We start from the raw sequence: 13,791 nt of genomic DNA, 5'->3' as shown, positions 1-13,791 counted from the left end.
GACCGCGCGAACCGGCCCCCGCGAACCCGCTCGCGGGCCCTCAGCCGGCGCGTTCCGCGCGCCGGTTCGCGTTGAACTCCGCCACGTTCTCCTGGTGGAGGGCGTAGTCGGCCGTGAAGCGGGTGTCCCCCGGGGCCACGGTGACGAAATACAGCCAGTCCCCGTCCGCCGGACGGATCACCGCGTCCACCGCCTGCTCCCCCGGGTTCCCGATGGGCGTCGGCGGCAGCCCCTTCCGCTCATACGTGTTGTACGGGCTGGCGCTCCTGGTGTCCGCCAGGGTCGTGTCGACCGTGCTGCGGCCCAGCGCGTAGTTCAGCGTCGAGTCCATCTGCAGGGCCATGCCCCGGGCGAGCCGGTTGTGCACGACCCGGGCGACCTTGGCCATGTCCTCGGGGCTGTCGGCCTCCGCCTGCACGATGCTGGCCGCGGTCACCGCCTGGTACACGCTCATCCCGTACGCCCGCGCACCCTCGGCGATCCGCTCGGTGCCGAACCGTTTGCCCGCGGTCTCCACCATGTAGCGGAGGAGGCCTTCCGGGGTGGTGGCGACCACGACCGGATAGGTGGCGGGGAAGAGGTAGCCCTCGGGGTTTCCGCCGGCCTCGGCGGGGAGCGGGAGCACGGCGGCGCCCGGCAAGGTCGCGGCCTTCCGCGCCGTTCCCTCGGGCAGCCCGAGCGCCCGGTCGACGGCCGTGTAGACCTGCCCCGACCGCCACCCTTCCGGGACGAGGAGGGTGCGGGGCTTTTCGACGGCCGGTTCGTCGCCCGGGCGCAGCAGGAGCGGGACGGTGATCGCGGCGGCCACGGCGACGACGGCGCCGAGCAGGAGTGCCAGACGGCCGCGCCGGGTGAGCCGGGCGCGGCGCGGAGGCCGGGGAAGTGAGGGGCGGCGGGGGCGGCGTGGGGGTGCGTACGGTGACGACTGCCGGTACGTCATGGCCGCACGCTAACCCGCCTCGTACGGGATTCCGGGGAGCCCCGCGCACGCGGCGGCGCCGCCGGTCCCCTGGGACGGGGAACCGACGGCGCCGGGCACTGCGATCGTCAGACGAGCCAACCCAGGAAGTGGAAGACGCCGGCGAGCAGATCGGTGATGACGTTCATGGTGGTGCTTCTCCTCGTACAGGTACATCAGTGGGACGGTGCGGTCGCGGTCTGCAGCCCGTCGCTCGCACTCCGTAATCTTCCGATGCCGTACGGGAGTTGGGCAACGATTCCCGGCACGATCACACGTTCTGGGGAACAACCGATCCCACGTTCGCTTGTTCGCTCTGCACCGCAGCCCGGGCGTCACTCCGGACCAGGGCGGCGTACCGCCCGTCCCGGGCGAGCAGCTCCTCGTGCGTCCCGCGCTCCGCGATCCGGCCCGCCTCCAGGACGACGATCTGGTCGGCGTCGCGGACGGTGGAGAGCCGGTGGGCGATGGTGATGGTGGTGCGGCCGGCCGAGAGCGCGTCGATGGCCTGCTGCACGGCGTGCTCCGTGCGCGTGTCGAGGGCGCTGGTCGCCTCGTCGAGGATGAGCACCGGCGGGTCGCGCAGGATCGTGCGCGCGATGGCCAGCCGCTGCTTCTCGCCGCCCGAGAAGCGGTAGCCGCGCTCCCCGACGAGGGTGTCGTACCCGTCGGGCAGCGAGGCGATGTGGTCGTGGATCTGCGCGGCGCGCGCGGCGGCCTCGATCTCCTCCTCGGTGGCGTCCGGCTTGGCGAAGCGCAGATTGTCGGCGACCGAGGCGTGGAAGAGGTAGGTCTCCTGGGAGACGACGCCGACGGCACGGGCCAGGGTGTCGAAGTCAAGGTCCCGCACGTCGACGCCGTCGAGGGCGACACGGCCGCCGGTGACGTCGTACAGCCGGGGCACGAGGTAGCTGAGGGTGGACTTCCCGGAGCCGGTGGGCCCGACGACAGCCAGGCTGCCGCCGGCGGGGACGGTGACGTCGATCCCGTCAAGGGTCGGGCGGCCCTGGCCCTCGGGGTCGTAATGGAACGCGACCTTCTCGAAGCTCACCTCGCCGCGGACCTTCGCGAGCCGGACGGGCTCGGCGGGCTCGGTGATGTCGACGGGCAGGTCCAGGTATTCGAAGATGCGCTGGAAGAGGGCGAGCGAGGTCTGCATCTGCACGCCGGTGGAGAGCAGGCTCACGGCGGGCCGGAAGAGACCCTGCTGGAGGGAGACGAAGGCGACGAGCGTGCCGAGCGATATCGCGGGGCCGCCCGACTGGAGCGCGAGACCGGCGGCCCAGTAGATCAGGGCAGGCATGGCGGCCATGACGATGCCGATGGTGGACATGCGCCACCGTCCGGCCATGGAGGAGCGCACTTCGAGGTCGACGAGGCGCTCGGACTCCTCGGCGAAGGACCTGGTCAGGGAATCGGCGCGGCCCATGGTGCGGCCGAGCAGAATGCCGCTCACCGAGAGGGACTCGGTGACGGTCGCGGCCATGGCGGCCATCTGCTTCTGGCGCTGCGTGGTGATCGCCTTGCGCTCGCGGCCGACGCGGCGGCTGATCCAGACGAAGACGGGCAGCAGGAGCAGGGAGACGACGGTGAGCCGCCAGTCGAGCGCGAGCATGGCGACGACGGTCGCGACGACGGCGGTGAGGTTGGAGACGAGCGAGGTGGCCGTGGACGTCACGGTCGCCTGCATGCCGCCGATGTCGTTGGCGATGCGGGACTGGACCTCGCCCGTGCGTGTGCGCGTGAAGAAGGCGAGCGGCATCCGCTGGAGCTGCTCGTAGACCCCGGTGCGCAGGTCGTGCATGACGCGCTGGCCGACGGTCGTGGAGATCAGCGTCTGGAGCACGCCGAAGACGCTGGTCAGGACGGCGGTGGCGATCATGCCGAGGGCGAGGAGGCTCAGCAGCCCCGTACGGCCCTGCGGGATCGCGGTGTCCAGGATCTCCCTGAGGAGGAACGGCGAGGCGACCGAGACCAGCGAGGCGGCGCCGACGAGGAGGCCGACGAGCACGAGGCGGGCACGGTAAGGGCGGAAGAGCCGCAGGATGCGCCGCAGCTGCGCGGGCTCCTTGGGCTGGGCGGAGTCGCGGGGCGGGGGCGTCCAGTCGGACTGGTCGTGGGGGCGCATGGGCTCCTTCGGGAGACGGATGTGAACGGGCGATGAAGACCCTAGCCCATTGTTACCTATACTCACAATGAACAAGGTCCTGATATTGTTCCCGGCATGAGCACCTCCGACCGCCCGAGCGGCTCCGACCACCGGTTCAGCGGAACCGACGCCGATGCCGACGGGGCCCTCGCCGAGCAGTTGCTGCGGCTCACCCGGCGCCTGCACCGCATCCAGAAGCACCACCTGGAGCCGGTCGGCATCACCCCCGCGCAGTCCCGGCTCCTGCGCACGGTCGCGCACTTCGGGGAGCCGCCCCGGATGGCCGATCTCGCGACCCGGCTCGAAGTCGTCCCGAGGGCCGTGACCAGCCTCGTCGACGGCCTGGAGACGGGCGGCCGGGTGCGCAGGGTCCCGGATCCGACCAACCGCAGGGTGGTCCGGATCGAGCTCACCGACGCGGGGCGCGCCACGCTGCGGGAGCTGCGCAGCGCGCGCCGGGCGGCCGCAGAGGACATCCTTGCTCCATTGACCGTCGATCAGCGCGAGGTGCTCGGAGGTCTGCTGTCCGCTCTGGTCGACCGCGTCCCGGAGAGCGGCTGCTGATCCCCCGGTACGGGGACGCGCCGAAGGGGAGCCGTGACATGCCGCTGCTTGAGCCGAACCCGCAGGCCCTTCGCCCCGGTACGAAGCGGAGTCCGGCCCCGGACCGGGTTCCCGAGCTCCAGTCGCGGGGCACGCCGCGGCGGCTGCGCGAGGAGCTGACCGAGCTCCTCGGCGCGGAGAAGGTCCTGTCGGGCCTCTCCGACCTGGTCCGTTACGCCTCCGACGCCAGCCCGTACCGTTTCGTCCCGCAGGTCGTCGTGGTCGCCGAGGACATCGACGACATCTCCGCCGTCCTGTCGTACGCGCACGGCAAGGGCCGCGAGGTCGTCTTCCGGGCCGCCGGGACCAGTCTCAACGGCCAGGCGCAGGGCGAGGACATCCTCGTCGACGTCCGCCGCCACTGGGCGGGCGTCGAGGTCCTGGACGGCGGCGCCCGCGCCCGGATCCGCCCCGGCACCACCGTCGTCCGGGCCAACGCGGCGCTCGCGCCGCACGGGCGGGTCCTGGGGCCCGATCCGGCCAGCGCGATCGCCTGCACGCTCGGCGGGGTCGTCGCCAACAACGCCTCGGGGATGACCGCGGGGACCACCCGGAACTCGTACCGGACGCTGGCCTCGCTCACCTTCGTCCTGCCGTCCGGGACGGTGGTCGACACGGCCGACCCGGCGGCCGACGAGGAGCTCGCGCGCGCCGAGCCGGGGCTGTGCGCGGCGCTGACGGCCCTGAAGGCGGAGATCGAGGCGGACGCCGAGCTGACGGCCCGGATCCGGGCCAAGTACACGATCAAGAACACCAACGGCTACCGGCTCGACGCCTTCCTGGACGGCTCCACGCCGGTACAGATCCTGCGGGGCCTGATGGTCGGCTCCGAGGGCACCTTCGGCTTCATCGCCGAGACCGTCTTCGACACCCTCCCGCTGGACCGCGAGGTCTCCACGGCCCTGCTCTTCTTCCCGTCGCTGCCGGCCGCCGCGGCGGCCGTGCCGCTGTTCAACGAGGCCGGGGCGCTCGCGGTGGAGCTGATGGACGGCAACACGCTGCGGGCCTCGGTCAGTGTCTCCGGGGTGCCGGCGGACTGGGCGGAGCTGCCGAAGGAGACGGCGGCGCTCCTGGTGGAGTTCCGGGCCCCGGACGCGGCGGGACGCGAGGCGTACGAGCGGGCGGCCGGCACGGTCCTGGCCGGTCTCGACCTGGTCGCCCCGGTGGCCTCCGTGGAGAACGCGTTCACCCGCGACCCGAAGCGGATCAACGGCTACTGGAAGGCCCGCAAGGCGTTCGTGACGGCCGTGGGCGGCTCGCGGCCCTCGGGGACGACGCTGATCACCGAGGACTTCGCGGTGCCGCCGGACCGGCTGGCGGAGGCCTGCGCCGAGCTGCTCGACCTCCAGTCCCGGCACGGCTTCGACGCGGCCGTCGCCGGCCACGCGGCCCACGGCAACCTCCACTTCCTGCTCGCCTTCGACGCCGGCGACCCCGCCGACGTCGAGCGGTACGCGGCCTTCATGGACGAGTTCTGCAAACTGACCGTGGAGCGCTTCGACGGCTCGCTGAAGGCCGAGCACGCCACCGGACGCAACATCGCGCCGTTCCTGGAGCTGGAGTGGGGCACGAAGGCGACCGAGCTGATGTGGCGGGTCAAGGAGGTCATCGACCCCGACGGCGTCCTCGCCCCCAGGATCGTCCTCGACCGCGACCCGCAGGCCCACCTGCGCGGCCTGAAGACGATCCCCAAGGTCGAACTGATCGCCGACCCCTGTATCGAGTGCGGCTTCTGCGAACCGACCTGTCCCAGCCACGACCTGACGACCACACCACGCCAGCGGATCGTGTTGCGCCGGGAGATGATGCGCCAGCCCGACGGCTCCCCCGTCGAGGCCCGCCTCCTGGAGGCGTACGGCTACGACGCCGTCGACACCTGCGCCGGCGACTCCACCTGCAAACTGGCCTGCCCCGTCGGCATCGACACGGGCGCGCTGATGAAGGACTTCCGCCATCAGCGGCACTCACCCCGCGAGGAGAGGATCGCCGCGCTCACCGCGAAGAACTTCCGCGCGGTGGAGGCCTCGGCGCGGCTCGCCGTGGCCGCCGCGGACCGGATCGGGGACCGGGTCCTGGAGCGGCTGACCGGCCTGGCCCGCAAGGCGATCCGCCACGACCTCGTACCGGAGTGGCTGCCCGAGGTCCCCGGCGCCGCCGCGCGCCGGCTGCCCCGCACCCACCGCCCCGCGGCCGTCGCCGTCTACTACCCCGCCTGCGTCAACCGCATCTTCGCGGGGCCCGACGGCCACAGCGGCCCCTCCCTGCCGGAGGCCGTCGTCGCCCTGTCGGCGCGGGCCGGGAAGCCGGTGTGGATCCCCGACGACGTGGCGGGAACGTGCTGCGCCACCATCTGGCACTCCAAGGGGTACGAGCGGGGCAACGAGGTGATGGCCAACCGGATCGTGGAGGCGGCCTGGGGGTGGACCGCCGGCGGAAAGCTCCCCCTCGTCGTCGACGCCTCCTCGTGCACGCTCGGGATCGCGCACGAGGTCGTGCCGTACCTCACCGACGACAACCGCGAGCTGCACGCCGAGCTCACCGTCCTCGACTCCCTCGTCTGGGCCGCCGACGAGCTGCTCCCCCGGCTCGACGTGCGCCGTCGGGTCACGTCCGCCGTCGTCCATCCGACCTGCTCCATGCGCCACCTCGGCGACGAGGAGCAGCTGACCAGGCTCGCCGAGGCGTGCGCCGAGGAGGTCGTCGTCCCCGCCGACGCGGGCTGCTGCGCCTTCGCGGGCGATCGCGGGATGCTCCACCCCGAGCTGACCGCCTCGGCCACCGCCCGCGAGGCCGCCGAGGTGACGGCCCGTTCCTTCGACGTGCATCTGTCGGCCAACCGGATGTGCGAGATCGGGATGGACCGGGCGACGGGCCGGAGCTACGGGTCGGTGCTGCTCTCCCTGGAGCGCGCGACCCGGCCCTGACCCCCCGTCAGCCTGCGGGCTTCCCTCTCTCCGAAGAGACCCCTCACCCCGGTCGGTGAGGGGTCCTTCGTATGTTCGGGTGACGGCCGGTGCAGCGTACGACTCCATGCGATATCCGGAACAGTAAAGTCCAACTACCCGTCGCAAGAGTCCTATCCGCGCCCTTGCGCACCGTCGGTCACCGGGGCCAGGGTCCTGTGCGGGATTCATGAAACAGCCGTGCACACAGCTCCTGGAGGTTCCATGAAAGAGCAGGTACCGCCTACCCCGAGCCGCCGCAAGGTCCTCAAGACCACCGCCGGCGCGGCCGGCGCGGGACTCGGAATCGCCGCCGTCGGCGCCCCGGCCGCCCAGGCCGCCACCGGATCCGCCGCCACCTCGACGACCGCGGCCGCGGCGGCGGAGAAGGCCGCGCCGGACACGCCGAGGCGTCGCGGAGCGACCATGGCCGGGGTCCCCTTCGAGGGCCGTTCCACGGTCCGAGTCGGGATCATCGGCCTCGGCAACCGGGGCAACGGCATGATCGGTCTCTTCCTCGCGCTGCCCTGGGTGCGGGTGGTGGCCGTCTGCGATCCGGTGCGGGAGAAGGCCGAGCGGGCCGCCGCCAAGGTCGTCGCCGCCGGTCAGCCCGCCCCCGCCGTGTACACCCACGGCGAGGACGACTACGAGAACCTCTGCGCCCGCTCCGACCTCGACTTCGTGTACGTGGCCACCCCCTGGGACCAGCATTTCCCGATGGCCAAGGCGGCGATGCTGAACGGCAAGCACGTCGGCGTCGAGTGTCCGATCGCGATGCGGCTCGACGAGCTCTGGGAGCTGGTCGACCTGTCCGAGCAGACCCGTCGCCACTGCATGCAGCTGGAGAACTGCTGCTACGGGCGGAACGAGATGCGGGTCCTGCGCATGGCGCACGCCGGCAAGTTCGGCGAACTCCTGCACGGCGCGGGGGCGTACAACCACGACCTCCGCGGCCTGATGTTCTCGCCGACGTACTACGAGGGGCCGTGGCGCCGGCTGTGGCACACGAAGCTGCGCGGCGACCTCTACCCCAACCACGGTTTCGGTCCCGTCGCCAACTACATGGACGTCAACCGGGGCGACCGGGTGGTGAGCATCAGCAGCTTCGGCACCCCCGCCCTCGGCCTGGCCGAGTACCGCGCGGAGCACATGCCGCCCGGCGACCCGAGCTGGAAGGAGACGTACATCGAGAGCGACCGGACGATCAGCATGGTCCAGACGGCCAAGGGCCGGGTGATCCGGCTGGAGCACGACGTCTCCACCCCGCACCCGTACAGCCGGATCAACAGCCTGGGCGGGACGAGGGGCGTCTTCGAGGACTACCCGGCCCGGATCTACCTGGAGCCGGACCACACGAACGACCAGTGGGCCGACTTCTCGTCGTACGCCGGCGAGTTCGACCACTGGCTGTGGAAGGAGCACGCCAACCCGCCCGGCGGCCACGGCGGCATGGACTACATCATGATCTACCGGCTGATGCAGTGCGTGCAGCTGGGTCTCGTGCCGGACTTCGACGTGTACGACGCCGCCACGTGGACGGCTCCGGTGCCGCTGAGCCACGCCTCGATCAAGGCGAAGGGCGCGCCGCAGGAGATCCCCGACTTCACGCGCGGCGAGTGGCGCAAGGCCCGCTCGGGCGTGGACTCGGTCAAGCCCTCCTGAGGTGTCCGGTGCCCGGTCCCCGCGCGCGGGGGCCGGGCACCGCCGTGTTCAGCAGCGTCGGCGGTCCTCGGTGAGCGTCCCCTGAACCGTCGTCAGGGTCCGGTCGTGGCACCCGTCGGAGCCGTACAGCCGGTAGCGCTCGGTCGTGGTGCCGACCGCGTGCCGCTGGTCGCGCGGGACGCCGGTGGTGTAGGTCGCGTCCCCGGTGTACGTGTCGTCCAGGTGCGACCAGGAGAGGCGCCGGCCGTCGCGCAGGACGACGGTGTCGGCGCGGTCCCCGAGCGTGAGGACCGTCCGCAGCCGGTCGCCCGCGCCGATCGTCGTCTCACCGTCCATGGTGTACGCGCGGTGGACGCGGGTGACGGTCCGGCCGCTGGTGACGGTCTCGTCGTCCGTCCAGCGCGCGGTGAACGCGTCCGGGTTCTCGCCCTCGCCCCAGCGGTGGGCGGAGGTGTGGCCGACGGTCCGGTCGACGGTGGTGACGACCCTGCCGTGCGAGGTGTTCAGGTGTCCGGCGACGGTGAGCCGGTGCCCGGCACCGGTGTCGACGGTGTGCGGGGAGCTGCCGGAGGCCGCCGTGTACACGGAGGAGTTGCGCGGGGCGCTCTCCTCGTGCCGGTCGAGCCCGCCGGTGACGACCCGGCTGCCCTCGTCCTGCCAGAGCAGCATGTTGGTGGGGACGGACCAGCCGCTCAGGCCGGCCGGGACGCCGGCGACCGAGACCTCCACGCGGTGGGCGCGGCCGTCGTTGAGGAGGGCGGCGAAGGGGGTGAGGTCGTAGACGATCGGCTGGACGTCGAAGGCGCGCGGGCCGGGGGTGACGTACCAGAGGAAGGGATTGGACCAGCCGCCGGTCCAGACCGTGGGGAAGGGGGCCGCGATGCCCGCGAGCCGGCCGTCCACGGAGACGCGGACCTCGCGGTGCGGGCCGTCGGTCGCCCGGCAGGAGTACGGGGCGGCGTCGGGGACGGAGAGGTACCAGTACTCCTCGCAGCCGCCGCCGGAGCCGGTGGCGTACACCTCGGCGAGCAGCCGTTCGGTGTTGCGCGGGGTGGTGAGGGTGGAGCCGGTGAGCGGAATAACCCGGTCGGGGGTGCCCGCGGCGGGCTTCACGCGACCCTCGGCGGTGTGGAAGGTGAGGGTGACCCGGACGTCGAGGACGCCGGTGTACGTCTCGTTCACGACATTGCCGATGAGCATCTCGACGGGCTGCGGGCGGCTGAGGGTGTCGCGGTAGCGCGTGACGTCCTTCTCGACGGACCAGGTGATGCCGTCGGGTGAGGGCTGGGGCGTCGAGGTGCGGAGGATCTCGACGCCTCCGACGGTGACGTAGCCGAGGCGGTCGTACTGGCGGCCCTCGACGCTTCCTTCGAGGCGGAGGACGACCTTGTTCCAGCGGGTGCCGCACTCCTTCGGCGGGGTGTATCCGCCCTGGTACGGGGTGAAGTCGCGGAACTGGGCGGCGGCGAGGACGACCTCGCAGCTGCGGGTGCCGGGGGTCTCGACGGGCGGGGCGGCGGTGACCGGGTCGTGCCAGTCGCTGGTGAACTCGGCCGGGGGCGTCGGGCCGTTCGGACCGTCGGCGGCGGCCGGCTGGGCGGTGAGCAGCGCTCCGGCGGCGAGGACCAGACCGCTGAGCATGCTCATGATCTTGAGTGATCTCATGGGGCCGAAGTGAAGCGCGGTCACCACCGCGCGGTCGAGAGGACGATGAGCGGACATGGCGCGATCTGTTCCCTCATGGGGAAAATCGATTGCCGCGCCGTGGGGAAAAAGCGAACCTTGCACGGTTTCCTCTCCGCCGTCGCACCCCCGGCGCGCGATCCTTCAGACAGACCCGGAGACCCTGGGACGCCATGCAGATTCGAGATCTTCCCTACGCCGACCCAGGGGTCCCCGATGTCCGCTCGGGCACCCGGTTCCTCTTCTGGCTCGGCCGCAACCAGCTCGGCGGGCAGGTGAAGGCCCTCCTCTGGGGACTGCTCCTCCAGTTGGGCATCGCCGGGCTGCCGCTCGGCGTCGGCGTCGCCGTACAGGCGGTCGTGGACCGTGACGGCGGGCGGCTCGGCCTCGCCGCGGGCCTGCTCGTGGCCTTCGGGCTCGCGATCGCGGTCGGCGACACGATGCTGCACCGCGTGGCCGTCACCAACTGGATCACCGCCGCCGCGCGGGTGCAGCAGCTCCTCTCCCGCAAGACCGCCGAGCTGGGTTCGGTCCTGACCCGGCGGGTCGCCGCGGGCGAAGTCGTATCCGTTTCCACGGGCGACGTCGAGAAAATCGGCTGGTTCGTCGAGGCGCTGTCCCGGTTCGCCGCCGCGGCCCTCTCCCTGCTGATCGTCTGCGTGGCCCTCGTCGTCTACCAGCCCGCCCTGGGCGTCGTCGTCGCCATCGGCGTCCCCGTCCTCGCCCTCGCCGTGCTGCCGCTCCTCCCCCGCGCGACCCGCCGGGCGGACGTCCAGCGCGAGAAGGCGGGCAAGGCCACGGAGCTGGCCTCCGACACCGTCGCCGGGCTCCGCGTCCTGCGCGGCATCGGCGGCGAGGAGCTGTTCCTCGGCCGCTACCGCGCCGCGTCCCAGGAGGTCCGCAAGGCCGCCGTGCACAGCGCGCGGATGTGGGCGCTGATCGCCGCGATCCAGGTCCTCCTGCCCGGCATCCTGCTCATCGTCGTGGTGGCGTACGGCGCGCGACTCGCGCTCGACGGGCGGATCACGGTCGGCGAACTCGTCACCGTGTACGGCGCCGTGGCCCTCACGCATCATCCGATGCGGAACTTCGAGGAGATCGCGATGGCCTTCTCCTTCTCCCGGCCGTCGGCGAAGCGGGCCGCCCGGGTCCTCGCGCTGACCCGCACCACGAGCACCACCGACGCCGCGGGCGAGGAGCGCAAGGCGACCGGTGATCTGTACGACCCGCTGACCGGACTGCTCGCCCCCGCCGGCCGGTTCACGGCCGTCGTCTGCGGCGACCCGGACCTGGCCGGACGGCTCGCGGACCGGCTCGGCGGCCACCCCGCCGAAGAGGACACCGAGGAGCGGGCCCACACCTCGGTCCTGCTCGGCGGGGTCCCGCTGGACGAGCTGCCGCTCGCGGACGCCCGTACGGCCGTCCTCGTCCAGGACAAGGACCCGGTCCTGCTCTCGGGCACCCTCCGGGAACTCCTCGACGTGCCCTCGTCGGGCGCGGTCCGGGCCGAGGACGCGCTCGCCGCCGCCCAGTGCGGCGACGTCCTCGACGCGCTCGCCCAGGCCTCCGTCGACACCGACGGAGACCCCATGCGGACCCGGATCACCGAGCGGGGCCGGTCGCTCTCCGGCGGCCAGCGCCAGCGGCTCGCGCTCGCCCGCTCGCTGGTGACCGACCCGGAGGTGCTCGTCCTCGACGAGCCCACCTCGGCGGTCGACTCGCACACCGAGTCCCGGGTGGCGGACGGGATCGCCCGGCTGCGCGAAGGCGGGACCACCGTGGTCCTCGCCTCCTCGCCGCTGCTCCTGGACCGCGCCGACCGGGTCGTCCTCATCCACGAGGGCCAGGCGGTCGCCGTCGGCACCCACCGCGAACTGCTCGCCGCCGAGCCCCGCTACCGCGCGGTCGTCACCCGAGAGACGGACGAGGAGCTCGCCGCGGTGAGTCGCCTCGCCGACGAACTCGAAGCACTGGAAGGGGAAACGGCATGATCGGCCTGGCGCCACCGGAGTACGACCCGGCGGCCCCCACGACGGCGACGACACTGCCCGTCGCGGCCGGCGCGACCGTACGGATCTACGTACGGGAGCTGCTGCGCCGCCACCGCAGGGCGTTCGCGCTGCTCATCGGGGTGAACGCGGTCGCCGTGATCGCCTCGATGACCGGCCCGTACCTCCTCGGTTCGGTGGTGGACGAGCTGAGCGCAGGGGCCCGCGACCTCCATCTGGAGCGGACGGTCGCGCTGTTCGCGGTCGCCCTGCTCGTCCAGACGTTCTTCGTGCGGCTCGTCCGGCTGCGCGGGGCGATGCTCGGCGAGGAGATGCTCGCCGATCTGCGCGAGGACTTCCTCGTCCGTTCCGTGGGCCTGCCGCCCGGCGTCCTCGAACGGGCCGGGACGGGCGATCTGCTCTCCCGCATCACCACGGACATCGACCGGCTCGCCAACGCGATGCGCGAGGCCGTGCCCCAGCTGGCCATCGGTGTCGTCTGGGTGGGGCTGCTGCTCGGCGGGCTCGCGGTGACCGCGCCCCCGCTCGCGCTCGCGGCCCTGCTCGCGGCGCCGGTCCTCATCGTGGGCTGCCGCTGGTACTTCAAGCGGGCGCCGTCCGCGTACCGCTCGGAGTCCGCGGGGTACGCGGCGGTCGCCGCCGCGCTGGCCGAGACGGTCGACGCGGGCCGCACCGTGGAGTCGCACCGCCTCGGCGCACGGCGCATCGCCCTCTCCGACCGGCGCATCACCGAGTGGGTGGCGTGGGAAAGGTACACACTTTTCCTGCGGTCGGTGCTCTTCCCGGTCGTCACGCTCACGCACACGACGGTGCTGTGCGGCGTCCTCCTCCTCGGCGGGGTGTTCGTCTTCCAGGGCTGGATCGACGTGGGCCAGCTGACGACGGGCGCGCTGCTCGCCCAGATGCTGGTGGACCCGATCGGGATCGTCCTCCGCTGGTACGACGAGCTCCAGGTCGCGCAGGTCTCGCTGGGCCGGCTCGTCGGCGTCCGGGACATCGAACCGGCCGCGGGCGACCACGAGGTACGGCCCGACGGGCGCGACGTCCGCGCGGACGAGGTCCGGTTCGGCTACCGCGAGGGCGTCGACGTGCTGCACGAGGTGTCCCTGAAGGTGGCGCCGGGCACCCGGCTCGCCCTCGTGGGCCCGTCGGGCGCGGGCAAGTCCACGCTCGGCCGGCTGCTCGCGGGCATCTACGCCCCAAGGACGGGCTCGGTCACCCTCGGCGCCGCCGAGCTGGCGCGGATGCCCGCCGAGCGGGTCCGCGAGCACGTGGCCCTGGTCAATCAGGAGCACCACGTCTTCGTCGGCTCGCTCCGGGACAATCTGCTGCTCGCCCGCACCGGCGCCGCCGACGCCGAGCTGTGGGAGGCCCTCTCCGCGGTGGACGCGGAGGGGTGGGCCCGGGGCCTCGACGAGGGCCTGGACACCGAGGTCGGCTCGGGCGGCCGTTCGCTCACGCCGGCGCAGGCGCAGCAGGTCGCGCTCGCCCGGCTCGTCCTCGCGGACCCGCACACGCTGGTCCTGGACGAGGCGACCTCGCTGCTCGACCCGAGGGCGGCCCGGCACCTGGAGCGGTCCCTCTCCCGCGTGCTCGACGGGCGTACGGTCGTGGCCATCGCGCACCGGCTGCACACCGCGCACGACGCCGATCTGATCGCGGTGGTGGAGGCCGGCCGGATCAGCGAGCTCGGCAGCCACGACGAGCTGGTGGCGGCCGACGGGGCGTACGCGGCGCTGTGGCGGTCCTGGCACGGCTGACCCGCCCGGTGGGGGCGCGCCGGCC

At 72.7% G+C, this 13,791-nt stretch carries 8 protein-coding genes; 5 read left to right on the top strand and 3 right to left on the bottom strand.

Annotated elements, in window-relative coordinates; all coding sequences use genetic code 11:
- Nucleotides 1-40 precede the first annotated feature (40 nt).
- Together mltG and OG357_RS34000 are read right to left on the bottom strand one after the other, a co-directional pair.
- Complete coding sequence (mltG, locus tag OG357_RS34005; protein ID WP_329624761.1) at nt 41-940, bottom strand: endolytic transglycosylase MltG; 900 nt, start codon at nt 938-940, stop codon at nt 41-43.
- Nucleotides 941-1,229: 289 nt separating this feature from the next.
- On the bottom strand, nt 1,230-3,086 hold the full coding sequence (locus OG357_RS34000; RefSeq protein ID WP_329624760.1) for an ABC transporter ATP-binding protein: 1,857 nt from the start codon (nt 3,084-3,086) through the stop codon (nt 1,230-1,232).
- A 96-nt stretch (nt 3,087-3,182) separates the two neighbouring features.
- Between OG357_RS34000 and OG357_RS33995 the strand changes: the two genes are divergently transcribed.
- The 3 genes from OG357_RS33995 (at nt 3,183) to OG357_RS33985 (ending at nt 8,314) form a co-directional block, all read left to right on the top strand.
- Entirely contained in the window at nt 3,183-3,671 is a 489-nt protein-coding gene (locus tag OG357_RS33995; RefSeq protein ID WP_329624759.1) for a MarR family winged helix-turn-helix transcriptional regulator, read from the top strand.
- Between the two features lie 38 nt (nt 3,672-3,709).
- Nucleotides 3,710-6,634 (top strand): FAD-binding and (Fe-S)-binding domain-containing protein, encoded by a 2,925-nt coding sequence (locus OG357_RS33990; RefSeq protein WP_329624758.1) that lies wholly within the window; start codon nt 3,710-3,712, stop codon nt 6,632-6,634.
- A gap of 243 nt (nt 6,635-6,877) precedes the next feature.
- On the top strand, nt 6,878-8,314 hold the full coding sequence (locus tag OG357_RS33985) for a Gfo/Idh/MocA family protein (RefSeq protein WP_329624757.1): 1,437 nt from the start codon (nt 6,878-6,880) through the stop codon (nt 8,312-8,314).
- Nucleotides 8,315-8,362: 48 nt separating this feature from the next.
- On the opposite strand, the gene OG357_RS33980 is transcribed toward OG357_RS33985, so the two are convergent.
- Entirely contained in the window at nt 8,363-9,979 is a 1,617-nt protein-coding gene (locus tag OG357_RS33980; RefSeq protein WP_329624756.1) for a peptide-N4-asparagine amidase, read from the bottom strand.
- A 191-nt stretch (nt 9,980-10,170) separates the two neighbouring features.
- Between OG357_RS33980 and OG357_RS33975 the strand changes: the two genes are divergently transcribed.
- Together OG357_RS33975 and OG357_RS33970 are read left to right on the top strand one after the other, a co-directional pair.
- Nucleotides 10,171-11,988 (top strand): ABC transporter ATP-binding protein, encoded by a 1,818-nt coding sequence (locus OG357_RS33975; RefSeq protein WP_329624755.1) that lies wholly within the window; start codon nt 10,171-10,173, stop codon nt 11,986-11,988.
- Entirely contained in the window at nt 11,985-13,766 is a 1,782-nt protein-coding gene (locus tag OG357_RS33970; protein ID WP_329624754.1) for an ABC transporter ATP-binding protein, read from the top strand. The genes OG357_RS33975 and OG357_RS33970 overlap by 4 nt, the downstream gene beginning before the upstream one ends.
- The last annotated feature ends 25 nt before the right edge of the window (nt 13,767-13,791 follow it).

The sequence above is a fragment of the Streptomyces sp. NBC_01255 genome (assembly GCF_036226445.1).
In the GTDB taxonomy this organism is placed as follows: Bacteria; Actinomycetota; Actinomycetes; order Streptomycetales; family Streptomycetaceae; genus Streptomyces.
The sequence above is the reverse complement of the archived record's forward strand: the minus strand, read 5'-3'. Positions and strand labels throughout refer to the sequence as shown.